The sequence below is a fragment of the Streptomyces sp. NPDC039465 genome, from assembly GCF_055639315.1.
In genome coordinates this window covers 301944-321223 of record NZ_JBVKAP010000002.1, presented here as the reverse complement: position 1 = coordinate 321223, position 19280 = coordinate 301944, and the positions used below count along the sequence as shown (strand labels likewise).

Below are 19280 nucleotides of genomic sequence, written 5' to 3'. Positions count from 1 at the left end.
CGCGGCGTCGCCCGTTCGACCACCCGAGACGGTTCCGCGACGGACCTCCGTACACCTCGTCGCCGTCCCCGTGTGCCTGGTGGTGCTGGGGCTGCTCTGCCTGTGCTCCATCGCCCTCGGCACCAAGTCGATCGCGCCGGAACGCGTCCTCGAACTCCTGTGGAGCCCCGACGGCTCCGAGGAGTCCGGGATCGTCCATCAGATGCGGGTGCCCCGCACCGAGTTCGGCCTCGTCGTCGGCGCCGCGCTGGGCGTGGCGGGAGCCCTGATGCAGGGTCTGACCCGCAACCCGCTCGCCGACCCGGGCCTCCTCGGCGTCAGCGCCGGAGCCTCCCTCGGTGTCGTCCTCACCACCGGTCTGCTCGGCATCACCGCCCCCCAGGGCTACATCTGGTTCGCCTTCGCCGGGGCCCTGGCCGCGATCGCCCTCGTCTACGCTCTCGGCAGCGCCGGAAAGGGCGGGGCGACCCCCGCCAAACTCGCGCTCGCCGGAGCCGCCGTCACGGCGCTGCTCCAGTCCCTCGTCAACGCCGTGCTCCTCTTCGACGCCGCGGCGCTCGGCGACTTCCGCTTCTGGGTCGTGGGTTCGCTGACCGGACAGCCGCCCGGCGTCCTCGTCGACGTACTGCCCTTCATCGCCGTCGGAGCGGTGCTCGCCGCCACCACCGCCCCCGCCCTCAACAGCCTCGCCCTGGGCGAGGGCGTCGCCACGGCCCTGGGGCGGAACGTCGGTCTCGTACGGCTGCGCGGCGCCGCAGCCGCCACCCTCCTCGCCGGAGGCGCGGTGGCCCTGTGCGGGCCTATCGCCTTCGTCGGCCTGGTCATCCCGCAGCTCGCCCGCTCCCTCACCGGCCCCGACCACCGCTGGATCATGCTGTACTCCGCGCTGCTCGGCCCCAGCCTGCTGCTCGCCGCCGACATCGCCGGGCGCCTGATCGCCCGGCCCGACGAACTTCACGTCGGCATCGTCGTCACGGTGATCGGAGCGCCGTTCTTCATCGCACTGGTGCGCCGCCGCCGACTTCGGGAGCTGTGAGCCGTGACCGTCACCGACACCACGCGCGGCGCCGCCGCCGTCCGCAACGCGGGCGGGGTGGTGATCCGGCTGCCCCGGACCAAGGCCTCCTGGATCGTCCGCCCCCGCAGCGTCCTTGTGAGCCTGCTGCTGGCCGGCGCCGTCGCCGCGGCGTTCGTCGTCGAGGTCGCCTTCGGCGAACTCGACCTGCCGCTCCCCGACGTGGTCCGCAGCCTCGCGGGCGGCGGCGACCCGACGACCGCCCTGGTCGTCCACAGCCTGCGCCTGCCGCGGGCGCTGGTGGGACTGCTCTGCGGCGCGGCCTTCGGCGTCGCGGGAGCCGTCTTCCAGACACTGACCCGCAATCCGCTGGCCAGCCCGGACGTCATCGGCGTCTCCGCCGGAGCCGGCACCGCCGCCACCGCCGGACTGCTGATGGGCATCGGCTCCGGGCTCGGCCTGCAGACCCTGGCGCTCGTCGGCGGCCTCGGAGCGTCGGCGCTCATCTACGCCCTCGCCTGGAAGTCCGGCACCACCGGCTACCGCATCGTGCTCGTGGGCATCGGCATCGCCGCACTGTGCACCAGCGCCACCAGCTATCTACTCCTCAAAGCCGGCGTCTACCAGGCCCAGCAGGCCCTGATGTGGCTCACCGGAAGCCTCAACGCGCGCGACTGGGAACACGTCGGCCCGCTCGCCGCCGCCCTGGCCGTGCTGTTGCCGTGCGTGGTGCTGCTCGCGCCGTGGCTCGGCGGACTGCAGTTCGGCGACGAGATGGCCAAGGCGCTTGGTCTGCCGGTGCAGACCGCGCGGATCGCACTGCTCGCCGTCGGCGCCGGCCTGGTGTCGTTCGCGACGGCAGCCGCCGGCCCGATCGCCTTCGTCGCCCTGATCGCGCCTCAGATCGCCCTGCGCCTCGTCGGCACGCCCGGCCCCGCACTGCTGCCGTCCGCCCTGGTCGGCTCCTTCGTGGTCCTCGCGGGCGATGTGGCGGGGCGTCAGCTTCTGCCGGGCACCGAACTTCCCGTCGGCGTCGTGACCGGTGTGCTCGGCGCCCCCTGCCTGCTCTGGCTGCTCGGCAGGTCCAACCGCACCGGTTCAGGAGGGTGACCGTGGAAGAACGACCGCAGGGGCTCACCGCCGAGGGGCTGACCCTGGCGTACGACGGCCGCCACGTGGTGAACGCCCTCGACGTGACGATCCCGGCCGGGCGGGTGACCGCCGTGGTCGGCGCGAACGCGTGCGGCAAGTCGACGCTGCTGCGCGGCCTGTCGCGGCTGCTCACGCCGAAGGAGGGCGCCGTCTACCTGGACGGCCGGCTCATCCACACCATGCGCGGCAAGGAGCTCGCCCGCCAACTCGGCATGCTGCCGCAGTCGCCGGTCGCGCCGGACGGCATCACCGTCCTCGACCTGGTCAAACGCGGACGCAGCCCGCACCAGTCGTGGTGGCGCCAGTGGTCGCCCGACGACGAGCGGGCGGTGTACGAGGCCCTTGAGGCCACCGGCCTGCTGGAGCAGGCCGAACGCAGCGTGGACGAACTCTCCGGCGGCCAGCGCCAACGCGCCTGGATCGCCATGGCTCTGGCGCAGGGCACACCGGTCCTGCTGCTCGACGAACCCACGAACCACCTCGACCTCGCGCACCAGATCGACATCCTCGACCTGGTCGTCGACCTCAACCGTGAGCAGGGACGGACCGTCGTCCTGGTGCTCCACGACCTCAACCACGCCTGCCGGTACGCCGACCACGTCATCGCCATGAAGGACGGGCGGGTCGTCGCCGAGGGTGCCCCGCCCGAGGTGATCGACCGGGAGCTCATAGCCGAGGTCTTCGGTCTGAGCTGCACGGTCATCGAGGACCCGGCAGGAGGCGGCCCGCACATCATCCCGTTCGGCCGTCACCACGGCGGGCGGGCCGGGCAGGAGCCGGCCGTCACCGCCCGCTGACCACCGCTCGCCACGATCCGCACCACCCAACCCCCCGCTCGCCACACCCGCTCCGCTCACCCTGCACGACCTGCGGCACGCCCGCTCGGAAGGACAGTCATGCCCATTTTCAGAACTCCCGCCATCGAGTCCGGTCAGGCCGCCCGGATGGACCGCCGCCGCTTCCTCGCCCTCGGCGGGGCACTGGCCGCCACGGGACTGCTGGCCGCCTGCGGCGACTCCGACAAGGGCAAGGGTTCCGACAAGGCCGCCTCCGGCCCGTGGAGCTTCACCGACGACCGCGGCAAGAAGATCTCGCTGCCCAAGCGGCCCGAGCGGATTGTCGCGCAGTCCCACCCGGCCGCGGCCCTGTGGGACTTCGGCATCAAGCCCGTCGGCATCTTCGGCCCGCAGAAGACCGCCGACGGCAAGCCCAGCCCGCAGATCGGCAACGTCGACCCGTCGACCGCCTCGGTCGGCACGGCGTTCGGCGAGTTCCAGATGGAGAAGCTGATCTCCCTCAAGCCGGACCTGATCGTCACCATCGCCTACGGTCCGATGGTGTGGTACATCCCGGAGGACGTTTACAAGAAGGTCGAGCAGGTCGCCCCGATCGCCGTCATCCAGCTGATGGGCGTGGCCGTGCCGGACGCGGTCAAGCGCTTCGGCGAGCTGGCCGCGGCCCTCGGCGCGGACCCGCAGAGCGCCGAGGTCAAGAAGGCCAAGGCCGACTTCGAGAAGGCGGCGGCGGGCGTCACCGCGGCCGTCAAGGCGAAGAAGGGGCTGTCCGTCGCGGTGGTTTCCGGTACGAAGGAGAACTTCTTCGTCGCCGACCCGGCCTTCCACGGCGACGTGAAGTTCTTCCAGCAGCTCGGTCTCGACATCGTCAAGCCGAAGAAGCCCGAGGCCGGCTTCGAGGCACTCAGCTGGGAGGAGGCCGGCCGGTACAAGGCCGACCTGGTCCTGGAGGACGCCCGTCCCGAGGGCGGCCTGACGCACCAGCAGCTCGGCGCCTACCCGACGTGGAAGGGCAGCCCGGCGGTCAAGGCCGGCCAGGTGTCCGACTGGCAGACGGAGACGCCGTTCACGTACCAGCGCTTCACCAAGGTGCTGAACGACCTCGCCGCCACCGTGACCAAGGCCCGCACCGACGTCGTGTGACGCTCTCCCGGACAACACATCGGCCCCTGCCGCGCAATCCGCGGCAGGGGCCGATGTGTTGTCCGGTTCTACTCGCCGTCGATCAGGCTCTTCGGCCGCAGATCGGTCCAGTTGGCCTCGACATGGGCCAGCGCCTCGGAGCGGCTCACCGGGCCGAGGACCGAGCGCCAGCCGTCGGGCACGGTCTGGAACGACGGCCACAGCGAGTGCTGGCCCTCGTCGTTGACCAGCACGAGGAAGGAGCCGTTCTCGTCGTCGAAGGGGTTGGTCATGGGGTGACGCCTTTCTTGGTGGGACATGCGGGAGGGGTGGTCTCAGGCCTCGTCGGTCTCAGGCCCCGTCGCGTGCGGCGAGGATGCCGCGCAGGGCCCGCTTGTCGATCTTCCCGATCGCCGTGAGCGGCAGGTCCGCGACCGTCTCCACGCGGTCGGGCAGCTTGAACGCGGCCACACCACGCTCCAGCAGGAAGGCCCGCAGCGCCTGGACGGTCGGTGCCGAGGAGCCGTCGGGGACGACCACCGCGCAGATCCGCTCGCCCTCTCCCGCGGGGTCGGGCACGCCGACGGCGGCGCAGCGCCGGACCTGCGGATGGGCCGCGACATGGCTTTCGACCTCCTCGGCGGAGACGCTCTCGCCGTTGCGGTCGATGGTGTCCTTGACCCGCCCCTCCACGATCAGGTGGCCGGAGGGGAGTTGGCGAACCAGGTCGCCGGAGCAGTAGAAGCCGTCGGGGGTGAAGGCGGTGGTGTTGACCTCGGGGGCGCGGTAGTAGCCGCGCAGCGTGTACGGGCCGCGTACCAGCAGCTCTCCGGCCTCGCCGGGCGCGACGGGCCGGCCGTCGGCGTCCACGATGCGCAGCTCGTCGTCGGCGCTGAGCGGCCGGCCCTGGGTGAGGGCCACCGTCTCGGCGTCGTCGTCCGCGCGGGTGTAGTTGAGCAGGCCCTCGGCCATGCCGAACACCTGCTGCACCGAGCAGCCGAGCGCGTCGGGGATGGTGCGGGCGAGGTCGGCCGAGAGCTTCGATCCGCCGGCCTGCAGGACGCGCAGGCTGGAGATGTCCGCGGGGTCCCACTCCGCCGCGTCGATCCACAGCGGGATCAGCGGCGGTACGAGCGCGGTGTGCGTGACGCGTTCGGCCTCGATCAGCGGGAACGCGTCGCCGGGCGCGGGGGAGGGGGAGAGCACGACACGGCCGCCCACCGACAGGGCGCCCAGCATGCCGGGGCAGGCCAGCGGGAAGTTGTGCGCGATGGGCAGGCAGGCGAGGTAGACGGTCTCGTCCGACAGCTCGCACGCCTCGGCGCTGGCGCGGGCGTTGTACCCGTAGTCGTTGTGGGTGCGGGGAATCAGCTTGGGGACGCCGGTGGTCCCGCCGGACACCAGCAGCAGGGCGACGTCCGCCGGGTCGGGGTCCGGGAACCGCCGGGGCTCCGCGTCGACCTTCGCGAGCGGGGTGTACGGGCCCGGGTCGCCGTCGACCAGGACGTGCCGCAGCTCGGGCGCCTGCGCCTGCACGGCGGCGGCCAGTTCCCGGTAGTCGAAGGCGGCGTACTCGTCGGCGATGACGTACGCCACGGCCCCGGACAGCCGGGCCAGGTGGCCGATCTCGGTGAGGCGGTGCGCGGGCAGGGTGAGGGCCGGGATCGCGCCGAGGCGGGCCAGCGCGAAGAACAGGACCGGGAACGCGCCCGTGTTGGGCAGCTGCACCAGGACCCGGTCGCCGGCGCGTATCCCCAGCTCCGCCAGGCCGGCCGCCATCCGGTCGGCCCGCTCGTCCAGCTGACGGTAGGTGAGCCGGTCCCGCCCGGCTACGATCGCGAGCCGGTCGCCGTACCGGTCCGCCCAGTCGCGCAGCAGGGCTCCAAGGGTCCGGCCGTCCCAGTGGCCGGAGGCCACATAGCGGGCCGCGGTCTCCGCGGGCCACGGGGTCAACCCCGAGGGCAGGGGCGAGGGGGGCTCGGTGGCGATAGGGGTCACGTTCGGCTCGACTCTCGTGGCCGGAGGGCGCCTGGCGCTCCTCGCTGGTTTCCGCTCGTCATGGGGCGTGGAGACCAGGGTCGTTCCCGGCATCCACAAATAGGTGTGGTTAGGTTAACCTAACTCCTGTCGTTGCACACCTCCTGTCGCTAAGGGTGCTCCTGGTGTCCATTCCTGGCTGGTTAGGGGCGATTTGAGGACGGTTTGCCGTCCCTCGCGCCGAACGCTCCGGATGCCCACAGCCGTCCGGAACGCGACTCTCATCACGACACGACGTCCCTAGGAAGAAGCCGCTTCATGCTGTCGATCGACGACCTCCGGCGTGTGGTCACGGAGTTGCTCGGCCCCGGTGCCGAAGCCCCCGCCGACCAGGACAACCTCATCGAACTCGGCCTGGACTCGCTCAAGCTGATGAGGATCGCGGACCGCTGCCGACGGACAGGCCTCGACATCGGTTTCGCCGACCTCGCACGGTGTCCCACCCTCGCGGGCTGGGGCGGCCTGCTCGCCGAGGCGGGCGGCGCGGCCGCCGCACCGGCGCCGGACGACAGCCCCGCGGCCGCCACCCCGGTCGCCCCCGCCGCGCCGGCCGCCGCCTCCTCCGAGACCGGGGACGCGGAGCCGTTCCCGCTGGCGCTCATGCAGCACGCGTACTGGGTCGGCCGCGGCGGCTCCCAGGCCCTCGGTGCGGTGGCCGCCCATCTCTACACGGAGTTCGACGGCTCCGGCGTCGACCCCGCCCGCCTCGGTGCCGCCGTCGCGGCCCTGGCGGAGCGTCACCCCATGCTCCGCGCCCGCATCCTCGACGACGGCCGCCAGGTCGTCGGAGCGTGGCCACCCAATCAGCAGGGAGCCGCGCTCCCCGTCCTCGACCTGCGCGACGCCTCCCCGCGGGAGGCCGAGGAGCAGACCGCCCGCCTCCGTGACCAGCTGTCGCACCAGCTGCTCGACGTCGAGGCCGGTCAGGTCTTCGACATCCGCGTCACCCTGCTGCCCGAAGGCCGCACCCGCGTCCACGTGGACGTCGACATGCTCGCCGCCGACGCCCGCAGCTACCGCACCCTCCTCGCCGACCTCGTACACCTCTACGAGCACCCGGAACAGCCCCTGCCGCCCCTGGACTACACCTACGCGCGGTACCTGGCCGAGCGCCGGGCGCAGCCGCCGCGCGACCAGGACGTGCGCTGGTGGCGCGAGCGTCTCGGTGAGCTGCCCGGCGCCCCCACCCTGCCCGCCCGGCCCGAGGCCGAGCGCGGCGCCGCGCACCGCGTGACCCGCCTGCACCACTGGCTCAGCCCCGAACAGCGCGCCCAGCTCACCGACCAGGCACGCCGGCACGCCGTCACCCCGGCGGTCGCCGCCGCCACCGCCTTCGCCGAGGTCCTCGGCGCCTGGAGCGGCGAACCCAGGTTCCTGCTCAACGTCCCGATGTTCGACCGCCGTCCCCTCCACGCCGACGTGGACCGCCTCGTCGGCGACTTCACCAGCTCCGTCCTGTTCGACGTCGACCTGAGCGAGACCCGTACGTTCGCCGAACGGGCCAAGGACGCCCAGGACCGGATGCACCGCGCCGCCGCCCACTCCTCGTACTCGGGCGTCGAAGTGCTCCGCGACCTCTCCCGCGACCAGGGCTCCCAGGTCCTCGCCCCCGTTGTCTTCACCAGCGCGCTCGACCTCGGCGAGCTGTTCGGACACGATGTGGAGCGCTGCCTCGGCGAACCCGTGTGGATCGTCTCCCAGGGCCCGCAGGTCCTCCTCGACGCCCAGATCACCGAGCTGCACGACGGCCTCCTCGTCAACTGGGACGTCCGCGCGGACGCGTTCCCCGACGACGCAGCCGAGACCATGTTCGCCGCGTTCACCGACCTGATAGGCGCGGTGGCCGACGGCACCGCCTGGGACGTTCCCGTGGGGCCGCTCGTCACCGAATCCCAGCTCGCCGTCCGCGCCGAAGCGAACAACACCGACGGACCCCTGCCCCAGCAGCCGCTCCACCAGGCGTTCTTCACCCGCGCCGCCACCGCCCCGGACGCCCCGGCCGTCCTCGCCGCCGACTCGACCCTGACCTACGGTCAGCTCGCCGAGCGGGCGCTCCGCGTGGCCGGGGCCCTGCGGGCACGCGGCGTCGAACCCGGTGACGCGGTCGCGATCCGCCTGCCCAAGGGACCCGACCAGCTCGTCGCCGTCCTCGGCGTCCACGCAGCGGGCGCGCACTACGTGCCGATCGGCGTCGAACAGCCCGCCACCCGCGCCGAGTCCATCCGCGCCCGCGCCGGAGTCAAGACCGTCCTCGCCGACGGCGGCGGCGATGCCGCCACCCTCCCGCTCGCCGAAGCCGCCGCCTGGCCCACACCCCTGCCCGAGCCGGTCCTCGCCGACCCGCGGTCCGTGGCCTACGTGCTCTTCACCTCGGGCTCCACCGGCGAACCCAAGGGCGTCGAGGTCTCCCACCGCGCCGCCGCCAACACCATCGACGACCTCGTCGAACGCCTCGGCCTCGGCCCCGCCGACCGCACCCTCGCGCTCTCCGCCCTCGACTTCGACCTGTCCGTCTTCGACCTCTTCGCCCCCCTGTCGGCCGGCGGAGCCGTCGTCACGGTCGACGAAGAGACCCGCAAGGACGCCACCGCCTGGACCGGACTGGTCCGCCGGCACGCCGTCACCATCCTCAACTGCGTGCCCAGCCTGCTCGACATGCTGCTCACCGCGGCCGAACACGAGCCGATGGGCACCAGCCTGCGTGCGGTGCTGCTCGGCGGCGACTGGGTCGGCGTGGACCTGCCCGTACGGCTGCACGCGCAGGTTCCCGGCTGCCGCTTCCTGGGCCTCGGCGGCACCACCGAGACCGCCATCCACTCCACGATCCAGGAGGTCGTGGGCGGCGAGGTGCCCGCGCGGTGGACGAGCGTCCCGTACGGCACCCCGCTGCGGGGCGTCCGCTGCCGCGTGGTCGACGCCCAGGGCCGCGACTGCCCCGACTGGGTCGCCGGCGAACTGTGGATCGGCGGCGCCGGAGTGGCCGACGGCTACCGCGGCGACGCCGAGCGGACCGCCGACCGTTTCGTCGAGATCGACGGCTACCGCTGGTACCGCACCGGCGACCGCGCCCGCTACTGGCCCGACGGCACCCTGGAGTTCCTGGGCCGCGCCGACGACCAGGTGAAGATCCGCGGCTTCCGCATCGAACTCGGCGAGGTCGAGGCCACGCTCGCCCAGCACCAGGCCGTCCGCCAGGCCACCGCCCTGGTCATCCGCACCGGGCCCACGCCGCGCCTGTGCGCCGTCGTCGCCACCGGCGCCGGGGCCGTACTCGACGAGGACGACCTGAGGGCCACGGCCGCCGAGCGGCTGCCCGCCCACATGCTGCCGGACACCATCGCCGTCCTGGCCGAGATGCCGCTGACCGCCAACGGCAAGACCGACCGCCGCGCCCTGCGCGAACTGCTCGCCGCCCAGGCCAAGGAAGGCGAGCACGAGGCCGCGCGGACCTCGCTGGAGGAGGTCGTCGCCCGCGTCTGGGCCGGTGTCCTCGGCACCGACCGCGTCGGACGCCAGGACGACTACTTCCAGCTCGGCGGCGACTCGATCCTCGCCACCCGGATCACCGCGCGGCTGCGCGAGGCCCTCGACACCGACGACGTGTCCGTCCACGACATCCTCGCGTCGCTCACCGTCGCCGAGCTCGCCCGGACGCTCGCGGCCCGCGACACCGACGGCCGGCTCGAACTCGTCGCCGAGATCTACCTGGAGATCGACTCCCTGTCGGACGAGGAGATCGACGCCCAACTCACCGACGGCGAGCGCGATCCGGAGCGCGCCGATGGCTGAGCCGCTCCCCGGCCCGGCGGCAGGTGCCGCCGACGCCTGGTTCCGGCGGTACGCGCCCCGGCCGGACGCCTCGGCACGCATCGTGTGCTTCGGCCCGGCCGGGGGCGCCCCCGCCTTCTACCGCGACTGGGCCCGGGCCGTGCCCGACGACGTCGAAGTGCTGTCCGTGGTCCTGCCCGGCCGCGAACGCCGGGCTGCGGAGCCCGCGTTGACCGACATGGCGACCCTCGCGGACGCCGCCACCGCCGCGCTGCGTACGGTCCTCGACCGGCCGGCCGCGCTCTTCGGCCACAGCATGGGTGCCTCGGTCGCCTTCGAGGTGACCCGCCGGCTGGAGGCGTCCGGCGGGCCCCGCCCCGCCGCCCTCGTCGTCTCCGGCAGGCCGAGCCCCCGGCGTCTGTTGGAGTGCCCCTCGCCCGTGGCGGAGTACGACGACGACCAGATCGTCGCGTACCTGCGCGGCCTCGGCGGCACCCCGGACGAGCTCCTCGACGCCCCGGAGGCACGGGAGTTGATCCTGCCGCCCTGCCGGGCCGACTTCCAGGTCATCGGCCGGTACGCCCCCGAGCTCCACCCCCGCGTCACCACCCCGCTGCACGTCCTGCTCGGCGACCGGGACGAGTCCGTCCCCGCCTGGGACGCGCCGCGCTGGGGCGAGGCCGCCACCCGGCCGAGCGGGATCCATGTCCTGCCCGGCGGCCACTTCTACCTGGTTCCCGAGCGGACGGCCGTCATCGACCACGTGCTGCGCTCGCTCCACGGGACCGCCGCGCCCGCCGCCGTACCGCCCGCCGACCTGCCCCGCCCCACTGATCCCCACGAGGGAAACCCCCGCCACGCCGGACGAGCCGACTCCGGGAAAGAGAGAGAAGCCGTGACCTTCGCCCCTGCCTACCACGAGCGCCGAATAACGCTGACCGGCGACGCGCTGAGCACCGCGGCGGCACTGTCGGAGACCTCGGCCGACGCCTACGTCCTCTACGAGAACCGGGGTGCCATCGGCTGGGCGGAAGGCGAGTACGGCACGGTCGTCGTCCGCTCCGGCGGGACCACCCTGCGCCTCGGCGACGCCGACCCGGTCGACTTCCCCGCCGACCGCGGTGTGCTCCACGCGCTCGAACAGGCCCTTGCCGCCGTGCGGGTCGAGGGCTGGCGGGCCTACGGCTGGTCCGCGTTCGAGCTGAGCTACCCCCTGCACGGCCTGCCCGCCACGCCCGGTGACACCCCGCTCGCCCACCTCGCCGTACCCCGGCGCGAGGTCAGGATCGAGGACGGCGGCGCCCTGCTGCGCGTGCTGGACCCCGAGGACCTCGACGCGCTGGAGCAGCGGGTGCGTTCGGCCGCCGCTCTCGGCGGAGCGGCCGGCAGCACCCGGCGGGTGACCGCCGACGTGGAGCAGCACGACGCCGACGTCTACCGGGCCTCGGTGGCGGCGGCCGTGGAGGAGATCCGCGCCGGCCACCTCACCAAGGTGATCCTCTCCCGCGTCGTGCCCGTCACCTCGCCCATCGACCTGCCCGCCACGTACCTCGAAGGCCGCCGCGGCAACGACCCCGCCCGCTCGTTCCTGCTGCGCCTCGGCGGCTGGGAGACGGCCGGTTTCAGCCCCGAGATCGTCGCCCGTGTCACGGGCGGCGACGGCCATGTCGTCGCCCAGCCCCTGGCGGGCACCCGCGCCCTGGTGGGCGACCCGGAGGCGGACCGCGGCCGGCGCGCCGAGCTCTACCGCGACGAGAAGGAGGTCTTCGAGCACGCGGTCTCCGTACGCCTGGTGGCGGAGGAGCTGGAGCAGGTCTGCACCCGGGAGTCCGTCGCCGTCGACGACTTCATGTCCATCAAGGAGCGGGGCAGTGTGCAGCACCTTGCCTCGCGCCTGTCCGGTTCCCTCGCCCAGGGCAGGACCGCGTGGGAGGCGTTCGGCGCGCTGTTCCCCGCGGTGACGGCCTCCGGCATACCCAAGGCCGAGGGGTGCGAACTCATCCGCCGCGCCGAGCGCCGGCCCCGCGGGCTCTACAGCGGCGCCGTGCTCACGGTCGACGCGGACGGCACGGTCGACGCCGCGCTGGTGCTGCGCAGCGTCTACCGCCACGAGGGACGGACCTGGATGCGGGCCGGCGCGGGCATCGTGGCGCACTCGACGCCGGAGCGCGAGCTGGAGGAGACCCGCGAGAAGCTGCGCAGCGTCTCGCGCTTCCTGGTCCCGGCGGCCGAAGCCGAGGGAAGGCCCCTCACGTCCGCCCTGGACGAGCAGTCCGCGGCGCTGACCCACTGAGCACGATTGGTAAAGCAAGGCTTACCTAAATATGGTAATGCCGCGCTACGATGGGCTGGTTGTCGGACCGGACACGGCGTCGACAGCCAGCCCGCTCCACCTCCGGCGCTCTCATACGGAAGGCGGTCGGCATGTCCACGGACACGGACACGGACGCGCTCGCCGACGACGGTCACCGGACCGTCTCCGAGCTGGACGAGGCGATCATCGATCTCGTCCGCCGGCGTACCGCCCTGTGCGGGGAGCTGGCGGCCCGGCGACGGGCGGCGGGAGGCCCGGCGATCGAACTCGCCCGCGAGAACGCGGTACTGCGCCGCTATCGCGAGGCACTCGGGCGCGAGGGCACGTCGCTGGCGATGCTCCTGATCGAGCTGGAGCGGCGGTCGAGCCCCGTCCAGATGCCGGCGGCACGTCGCGCGCCCCTGGCCGAACGGCTCGTGCCGGCCGAGCGGCATTGAGCCCTGAACCGAACTCAGTCGTAGAGCGCCGCCATGGTCCGTGTGGACACGGCGACACGCTCCCGCAGGTCTGAGGGTGCGAGCACCTCCACCTCGGGGCCGAGCCGCAACAGCTGCGACTCTGCGTGGGCGAGGCTCTCGATGGGGATGACGGACCGGCGCCAGCCGCCGGCCTCCGGCTCTCCTCCGTTCGCCCCGTCGATCACGGCCTGCGTCGCGAACTCCTGGAGCCGCGCGATACCGGCCGGCGAGATACGTATCTCCGCCTCGCCCTGCCACAACCGCTCCTGCAGCCGCGCCGTATGCGCCTCCCAGTGGCCGGCCAGGTCGAAACGGGCCGGTGGATCGAACGTCTCGTCCAGTGGCTCCAGGGCGAGGATCTGCCCGATCCGGTAGGTCCGCAGATCCCCGTCGGCACCGGCGACGGTGTACCAGCGCCCGGCCTTGAGCACGATCCCGTACGGCTCCAGACGCCGCTCCACCTCCTGCGGGGCGTACCACCGGCGGTAGCGCACCCGGATGGCGCGCCGCTCCCACACCGCGGCCGCCACCGCCGGTAGATGCGGCACCTCGTCCGCCTGCCGGTACCAGCCCGGGGCGTCGAGATGGAAGCACTCCCGGATCCGCCGGACCTGGTCGTGCAGCTGGGCCGGCAGGGCCGCCTCCAGCTTCAGCTCGGCCGCCGTCAGCACCGAGCCCAGCCCCAACTCGGCCGCCGGCCCCGGCAGACCGGCCAGGAACAGCGTCTGCGCCTCGGCCGCGGTCAGCCCGGTGAGCCGGGTGCGGAAGCCGTCCAGCAGGGCGTACCCGCCCGCGTGACCTGCCTCGCCGTAGACCGGCACACCCGCCGCGATCAGCGCCTGCACATCGCGGTAGACCGTGCGCACGGACACCTCCAGCTCCGCCGCCAGCTCGTCGGCGGTCATCCGGCCACGGTTTTGCAGCAGGAGCAGAAGCGAGAGGAGTCGACCGGCGCGCATGGCCGCAAATCTACGCCGGTCCCCTGACACAGGATGTCAGGGGACCGGACCTAGCCTCCGGGGCATGACGAACAACAACTTCGCGTTCTTCACCGGCACATACGACGTCGTCAACCGCTGGCGCAAGGACTTCCTCGACCCCACCGAGGGCGACGACCGCTGGGAGGAGTTCCCCGGCATCACCCGCGCCTCCTGCCACTTCGACGGAGCCGCCAGCTTCGACGAGATCGAGTTCCCGACGAAGGGCTTCGCCGGGCTGACCCTGCGGCTGTTCAACCCGGCGACCGGACAGTGGTCGCTGTACTGGGCCAGCAAGCGCACCGGAACGTTCTTCCCACCCGTCACCGGCAGCTTCGGCGCCGACGGCACCGGCGTCTTCCACGGCGACGACGAGCACGACGGCCGCAAGGTCCGGGCGCGCTTCATCTGGTCCGGCATCACCGCCGACCGCGCTCACTGGGAGCAGGCGTTCTCCGTCGACGACGGGCAGACCTGGATCACCAACTGGCACATGGACTTCACCCGGCGCACAGGGGAAGCGGTACGGGCGACCAGCTGACCGGGCCGGCTCAGATCTTCCCGGTGTGCGCACGGAGTCAAGTGCGCGTGCCGGGGAAGGCTCGCCGCCATCCGGAAGCCCGTGGTTTCGAGTGGTGGCGAAAGGAACCGACATGAGCCGTCCTCTGGAGAAAACGATCAACGCGACACTGCAGTCGGTGGTGGGTGAATGGCATGAACTGCCGTTGCGTCTACGACACGTGCCGCGCGACCCGTTGGCGATCCGGCTGGACTTCCTCGTGACCGCGTACGAACCACCCGTGACCACCTGGGTGTTCAGCCGGGACCTGCTCGCCACCGGGCTCAGCCGGCCCTCGGGAGAGGGCGATGTGCGGGTCCGGCCCCACGGCGAGGACGCGACGGACGTCGAACTCATCTCGGGGCGGGCCCGGTGCCTCGTCAGGATGGCATCGGCCGACGTGCGTGACTTCGTCGTCAGGACGCGGCCCACGGAGGAGCACTGCGCCGGGGAGATCGCCACCGCACTCGACCGGATGCTGACGGAGCTCCTCCCGGGCGACGTCAAGAAGAACGCGGATTCATAGCTGGCACTGAGGCAGCGCCGGCCGCTCCCTGGTGCGTACCGCGGGAAGCCAGGCCGCCGGGGGCATGGAGCCGGGTGGGAGATGGACGCGGAACCAGTGGGTGGACCGCAGGTCCTCCTCGTCGATGATGGGCTGCCCGTCGGGCAACTCGCAGTCCGCGGTGAGGACGTCGCCGTGCCACACCCTGGTCGGTACGACGTTCTCCGCGGTGTAGGGCCGCACGGGATCGATCGCCAGGCCCAGACTGCACCGCGGGTCCCGGTCGACCCGGTCCTGGCAGGCCCGTTCCGCGTTGAACACCCGGACCGTGCCGACGGTCGCGCCCGCACGGCCGGGCGGTGCGGACGAGCTCACCCGTGCCGCGTCCGAGCACAGGCCCGCGCCGGCCATCCCGCACACCGCGGTGGCGAGGACGGCGGCGCGGGCCCGGCCCCGCAGCCGCCCCGCCCCCGTCCCGGCCGTCTCCTGCTGGGCCGCGATCCGGGCGAGCAGGCTCTCGGCGGTGTGGGGGGCGCGCGCCGCGTGGGTCGGGGCGAGGCAGTCGGCGATCAGCGCGCGCCAGAACGGCGGCACGGCGTGGTCCATGCGCAGCGGGGCACGCCCCTCGCCGTACTCCTGGACCGCGGCGCCCCGCGCGACGGGTGTGGCGCCGGAGAACGGCGAGGCGCCCGACGCGAACACCTCGTGGATGACGATGCCCAGGGCCCAGATGTCGGCGGTCGGCCGGACCCGCACGCCGAGTTCGCCGAGGGGCGCCCGCCAGCGCTCGGGCGGCAGGTAGTCCAGGGTGCCCATGGGAGGCGCGTACCCGTGTGTCCCCGTCAGCTCGGTGGCGAGGCCGAAGTCCGAGAGCTTCACGGAGCGGTCCTTGCCCAGCAGGACGTTCTCCGGCTTGAGATCCGCGTGAACCCAGCCCGACCGGTGGAGATGGGACAGCCCCTCGCAGATTCCCGCGATCAGCCGGGCGCGATCGGCCTCCGGCACGCCCGCGTCGATGAGTTCCCGCAGACTGCCGGAGGCCCGTTCCATGACCAGCACGATCGCGCCCTCCAGGGAGGGGCGGTCGGGTGCGGCGAGAACGAACGACTCCCGGAGGCCGATCAGCCGGGGATGCCCGGCCCGGCGCCCGAGCTCGACCTCGCGGCGGGCGGACTCCACGATCCTGCGCGCCTGCCGCGGCGCGAGCCCGGCGGTCGGCATGATCTTGAGCGCGACGTCGGTGGGGCCCGTGGGAGCCCCGCCGGTTCGGTCCGGGTGTGGGCCGGCCGGCCGCGCCGCGTAGACGGTGGACCAGCCTCCGGACCCGATCAGCTGGGTGACCACCCAGTCGCCCACCTGACTGCCGGGTGGGAGCAGGTCTGGTCGGTCGAATTCCGTGGTGTCATCCAGGCCGCGCGGCGGTCTCATCGTGCGGCCGGCCGCTCCCGCCCGCCGGCCCCTGTCAGGGACGGCAGCAGCGCGAGGTGCTCTTCCCGTACGAGCCCGAACCGCAGCGCGAGCCCGACGATCTCCTCCCGCTTGCCGTTGCGGCGGTCGCCCTTGCCGGGTTCGTGCGCGTCCGGGACGCCGATGCGCAGTTTCTCCTCGGCGAGGTAGTCGATGTGCGAGCTGACGGCCCGAGCGGTCAGCGTGCCGCAGGTGACGTGCCCCCTGAGCCGCTCGACGATCTGGGGAGTGGTGGGCACCGCCACCCGGGACTGGTCACGCAGGCGCGGTTCGCAGAGCGCGACAAGGACAAGGAAGTACGTGGCCGTCTCGTCCAGGGAGTACGCGGTGACCGTGCTGGTTCCCCAGGGGGCGCCCATGGCCTCCGGGTCCAGATAGATGTGGTCCGGGGCGAACACCTGGAAGGAGATGGTGACGTCACCGCGGGTGGGCAGCACGACACGGGAGAACTCGAACGGGATGGGAGCCCCGACCCGTCGCGGCGGAACCCTCAGGTACTCCCCTGCCCCCTCCGGGTTCTCCACGAGATAGCTGTGGGTGGTGCTGTGGTTCGTGAGCTGCCAGTGGTCGTCGGTCACGCGAATCTCCCCGGCGAGCCGGGAGATCGCCGGGTCGGCGAGACGCAGCTCCACGGGGACCGTCGTGGAGCCCCGTCCGAAGCGGGCGACCTCGCCGGGGCCGAGCCGTAACGTCACCGCGTCACCGCGCGGTTCGCCGCCGTCGGCGCCACCGCTGCCCTGCGGCAGATGGACGACTACGCCACTCACCGCGCCCCCCGTTCCACGCGTCGCACTTGCCGGACGAGCGGAACGATACTCATCCCTCAGGGGACTTCACCGGCGTACTTCGGCCACTTCGGCCCGAACCGCCCCCAGGGGCAGGCCGCGCGGGGGGAGACGGCCCGCTGCCGGGCGCGGCGCCTCGTTCCAGGTCGCGCAAGGTGGGGAAGGTCACCGCGCGGGGAGGGGAGAAGCCGGGGTCCGGGCAGGTCCGCGGCCCGTACGAAACACCGATTTCCCCGTTCACTTGGCGAGATCCGCACGCTCCGCTCAAAGAGCGGGACTGCCCGACACGAGGGGCGCGACCGCGCGATCGCCGAAGGCCGTCCACGGTCGCCACCCGCCGCTCGGCCGCTCCTGGACGCGGGTCCGCATCCTGCCCGCGACGGTGACGGCGAAGACGTGCATCCGCCCGGCGGAGTCGAGCGCGGCCGTGGGTGTCGCGACGAGCCTGATGCCCGGCTCGCCGAACTCCCCACCGGGAGCCCAGTCCCCGCCCGGAGCGAGCTGCCAGCGGTGGCTGAGCCGGGCGCCGCCGGGCGTCAGGGAGAACGCCTCCAGCCGGCCGTCGGCGTTGGCGGCGAACGCCGGGGCGGCGGCGCTCCAGCCGAACAGCGGCAGCCAGGCGTCCCAGCCGCCGCTCGGCACGGCCTGCCGCCGGGCGAAGGTTCCCACGCCCGACGGCCCGATCGCGGCGACGGTGAGCCGGCCGCTGCCGTCCCTGGCCACCCGAGGCGCGGCGCCGGCCGCGGTGCCGAACGGGTGCCATGCCGCGGCCCAGGGACCACCGGGGGCTTCCTGCCAACGGTGGCGGATCCCGGAGCCGCCGGGGGAGAGGACGAACACCTCCAGCCTGCCGTCGGCGTTCGCCGCGACCACCGGTGGCGCGCCCGCCGCCCCACCGAAGCCGGGCTCCCACGGGTCCCAGGTCAGCGACCCGGGCGACCCCTGCCGTCGCCGCGCGACGGAGGCGCCGCCGGGGCTCAGGGCGAAGGCCTCCAGCCGGCCGCCGGCGCGAGGGCGAAGGCCTCCAGCCGGCCGCCGGCGCCGCGGGCGACGGCAGGGGCGGCGCCGGCCGGGCCGCCGAACTCCTCCCAGGCGTGCCAGCCGCCGTCCGCCCGCTGCACCCGGTGGTGCAGGTTGACGCCGCCCGGGGCGAGCGAGAACACCTCGAGCCTGCCGTCGACGTCGCGGCCGAGTGTGGGAACCGCGCCGGCCGGCCCGCCGAAGGGCTCCCACTGCGACCAGGTGTCGGTGTACGGGTCGAGCTGGACGCGCCGCAGCATCGAGCGGTCGGCGGCATCGAGCGCGAACACCGTGAGCCGGCCGTCCACGTCGAGGCCGGCCACCGGGTTGTCGGAGCTCTGCCACGGCGGTGGCGTGTCCCGCCAGTACAGGGGCGCCACATACAGCCCGTTGCGGAACCAGCCCGCGGCGCTGGCGTGCCACGCCTCCCCGTCGGCGACCACCTCGACGGCGTGCCCGGCCACATGCCCCGCGTATCCGCCGAGTTCGAAGTGGAACGGATCCCGCGAGGCCAGTACGTCGGTGCCCTCGTAACCGCCCCGCGGACCGATGAACAGGTAGAACCAACCGTCCCGTTCGACGACGCACGGCGACTCGGTGACCGAGACGGTCGCGTCCGTGCTCGCGTCGGTGAACGCGACGCCCGGCTCGCTCCAGCGCAACAGATCGGCGGAACGCCGGTAGGCCACGACATGGTGGCCGCCCGCGCCCGAGAGCTCCGTGTAGTACATGACCCACTCGCCGCCGACCCGCAGCACCATGGGGTCACGCGCCGCGAGCCCCCGGAACAGCGGGCCGGACGGTTCGCGGGTCCAGGTGAACAGGTCGGTCGACGTGGCGAGGTTGATCGCGGCACCACTCTCCCCGCCCGCGGCGTAGAACATCCAGAACCTGCCGCCGGCCTCGACGACGTGCGGCGCCCACAGGTGTTCCTCGCCGAAATAGGACCGGTCGACGGTGAGCGCGTCGGCGTGGGTGGCCCACGGCCCGTGCGGGCTCGGCGCGGAGGCGTGCGCGAAGGTGATCTCCGCCGCGCTGTCCGGGGATTCGCCGCGCGGCGCGCTGTCCCCGACGATGCCGAACAGATGCCAGCGGCCGTGAGCCTTGATCAGCGTGTGATCGTTGAGATAGCGCGGGCCGGCGGGGGTGGACGGGTCGTGGACGTACGCGAAGGGGCCCGCGCCGACCCAGTGAGGGGACGCGGCGTCCGCGGAGGCCGCGGCGACGGCCGGGCCGGCGCCCAGGAGCGGGAGCGCGCCCGCCCCGGCGACACCGCGCAACAAGCTCCGTCTGCTGATCGGAAGCAT

At 73.3% G+C, this 19280-nt stretch carries 14 protein-coding genes and 1 pseudogene; 9 read left to right on the top strand and 6 right to left on the bottom strand.

Annotated features, from left to right (window positions below; translation table 11 throughout):
- Positions 1-70: 70 nt before the first annotated feature.
- The 4 genes from ACZ7LT_RS07655 (at position 71) to ACZ7LT_RS07640 (ending at position 4104) form a co-directional block, all read left to right on the top strand.
- Positions 71-1036, top strand: coding sequence for a FecCD family ABC transporter permease (locus ACZ7LT_RS07655; RefSeq protein ID WP_471235605.1), 966 nt, complete (start codon positions 71-73; stop codon positions 1034-1036).
- Positions 1037-1039: 3 nt separating this feature from the next.
- On the top strand, positions 1040-2125 hold the full coding sequence (locus ACZ7LT_RS07650; protein WP_471235070.1) for a FecCD family ABC transporter permease: 1086 nt from the start codon (positions 1040-1042) through the stop codon (positions 2123-2125).
- Positions 2126-2127: 2 nt separating this feature from the next.
- The gene (locus ACZ7LT_RS07645) at positions 2128-2964 is read left to right on the top strand and encodes an ABC transporter ATP-binding protein (protein WP_471235069.1); all 837 of its coding nucleotides are present in this window, start codon (positions 2128-2130) and stop codon (positions 2962-2964) included.
- A 99-nt stretch (positions 2965-3063) separates the two neighbouring features.
- Entirely contained in the window at positions 3064-4104 is a 1041-nt protein-coding gene (locus ACZ7LT_RS07640; protein WP_471235068.1) for an ABC transporter substrate-binding protein, read from the top strand.
- Between the two features lie 68 nt (positions 4105-4172).
- On the opposite strand, the gene ACZ7LT_RS07635 is transcribed toward ACZ7LT_RS07640, so the two are convergent.
- Together ACZ7LT_RS07635 and ACZ7LT_RS07630 are read right to left on the bottom strand one after the other, a co-directional pair.
- Entirely contained in the window at positions 4173-4376 is a 204-nt protein-coding gene (locus tag ACZ7LT_RS07635; RefSeq protein ID WP_471235067.1) for an MbtH family protein, read from the bottom strand.
- Between the two features lie 58 nt (positions 4377-4434).
- Positions 4435-6081 (bottom strand): (2,3-dihydroxybenzoyl)adenylate synthase, encoded by a 1647-nt coding sequence (locus tag ACZ7LT_RS07630; protein WP_471235066.1) that lies wholly within the window; start codon positions 6079-6081, stop codon positions 4435-4437.
- A 297-nt stretch (positions 6082-6378) separates the two neighbouring features.
- Here ACZ7LT_RS07630 and ACZ7LT_RS07625 point away from each other — a divergent pair, with 297 nt between their 5' ends.
- From ACZ7LT_RS07625 to ACZ7LT_RS07615, 3 genes are all read left to right on the top strand, one after another.
- On the top strand, positions 6379-9909 hold the full coding sequence (locus ACZ7LT_RS07625) for a non-ribosomal peptide synthetase (RefSeq protein ID WP_471235065.1): 3531 nt from the start codon (positions 6379-6381) through the stop codon (positions 9907-9909).
- The gene (locus tag ACZ7LT_RS07620) at positions 9902-12181 is read left to right on the top strand and encodes a salicylate synthase (protein WP_471235064.1); all 2280 of its coding nucleotides are present in this window, start codon (positions 9902-9904) and stop codon (positions 12179-12181) included. Before ACZ7LT_RS07625 ends, ACZ7LT_RS07620 begins: the two co-directional genes overlap by 8 nt.
- 131 nt (positions 12182-12312) lie before the next feature.
- The gene (locus tag ACZ7LT_RS07615) at positions 12313-12639 is read left to right on the top strand and encodes a chorismate mutase (RefSeq protein WP_471235063.1); all 327 of its coding nucleotides are present in this window, start codon (positions 12313-12315) and stop codon (positions 12637-12639) included.
- Positions 12640-12653: 14 nt separating this feature from the next.
- Here the strand turns inward: ACZ7LT_RS07615 and ACZ7LT_RS07610 are convergent, their stop codons facing one another.
- Positions 12654-13619, bottom strand: coding sequence for a helix-turn-helix transcriptional regulator (locus ACZ7LT_RS07610; protein WP_471235062.1), 966 nt, complete (start codon positions 13617-13619; stop codon positions 12654-12656).
- A 64-nt stretch (positions 13620-13683) separates the two neighbouring features.
- Here ACZ7LT_RS07610 and ACZ7LT_RS07605 point away from each other — a divergent pair, with 64 nt between their 5' ends.
- Together ACZ7LT_RS07605 and ACZ7LT_RS07600 are read left to right on the top strand one after the other, a co-directional pair.
- Positions 13684-14178, top strand: a complete 495-nt coding sequence (locus tag ACZ7LT_RS07605) for a hypothetical protein (RefSeq protein WP_471235061.1) — start codon at positions 13684-13686, stop codon at positions 14176-14178.
- Positions 14179-14290: 112 nt separating this feature from the next.
- Positions 14291-14722: an SsgA family sporulation/cell division regulator gene (locus tag ACZ7LT_RS07600; RefSeq protein WP_471235060.1), complete on the top strand. Its 432-nt coding sequence runs from the start codon at positions 14291-14293 to the stop codon at positions 14720-14722.
- Here ACZ7LT_RS07600 and ACZ7LT_RS07595 read toward each other — a convergent pair.
- The 3 genes and pseudogenes from ACZ7LT_RS07595 to ACZ7LT_RS07585 all read right to left on the bottom strand — a co-directional run bounded on the left by ACZ7LT_RS07595 (position 14717) and on the right by ACZ7LT_RS07585 (position 19280).
- Positions 14717-16129: a serine/threonine-protein kinase gene (locus ACZ7LT_RS07595; protein WP_471235059.1), complete on the bottom strand. Its 1413-nt coding sequence runs from the start codon at positions 16127-16129 to the stop codon at positions 14717-14719. The genes ACZ7LT_RS07600 and ACZ7LT_RS07595 overlap by 6 nt on opposite strands.
- Positions 16126-16935 carry a serine/threonine protein kinase gene (locus ACZ7LT_RS07590; protein WP_471235058.1) on the bottom strand — a complete coding sequence of 270 codons (810 nt, stop codon included), beginning with the start codon at positions 16933-16935 and terminating at the stop codon, positions 16126-16128. Before ACZ7LT_RS07590 ends, ACZ7LT_RS07595 begins: the two co-directional genes overlap by 4 nt.
- Positions 16936-17217: 282 nt before the next feature.
- Positions 17218-19280: pseudogene (locus tag ACZ7LT_RS07585) on the bottom strand (DUF8189 domain-containing protein).

Coding starts and splice junctions, on each gene's coding strand:
- ACZ7LT_RS07635 (WP_471235067.1), bottom strand. CDS start 4,376: ATGACCAACCCCTTCGACGACGAGAACGGCTCCTTCCTCGTGCTGGTC.
- ACZ7LT_RS07625 (WP_471235065.1), top strand. CDS start 6,379: ATGCTGTCGATCGACGACCTCCGGCGTGTGGTCACGGAGTTGCTCGGC.
- ACZ7LT_RS07605 (WP_471235061.1), top strand. CDS start 13,684: ATGACGAACAACAACTTCGCGTTCTTCACCGGCACATACGACGTCGTC.
- ACZ7LT_RS07615 (WP_471235063.1), top strand. CDS start 12,313: ATGTCCACGGACACGGACACGGACGCGCTCGCCGACGACGGTCACCGG.
- ACZ7LT_RS07600 (WP_471235060.1), top strand. CDS start 14,291: ATGAGCCGTCCTCTGGAGAAAACGATCAACGCGACACTGCAGTCGGTG.
- ACZ7LT_RS07620 (WP_471235064.1), top strand. CDS start 9,902: ATGGCTGAGCCGCTCCCCGGCCCGGCGGCAGGTGCCGCCGACGCCTGG.
- ACZ7LT_RS07595 (WP_471235059.1), bottom strand. CDS start 16,129: ATGAGACCGCCGCGCGGCCTGGATGACACCACGGAATTCGACCGACCA.
- ACZ7LT_RS07610 (WP_471235062.1), bottom strand. CDS start 13,619: ATGCGCGCCGGTCGACTCCTCTCGCTTCTGCTCCTGCTGCAAAACCGT.
- ACZ7LT_RS07640 (WP_471235068.1), top strand. CDS start 3,064: ATGCCCATTTTCAGAACTCCCGCCATCGAGTCCGGTCAGGCCGCCCGG.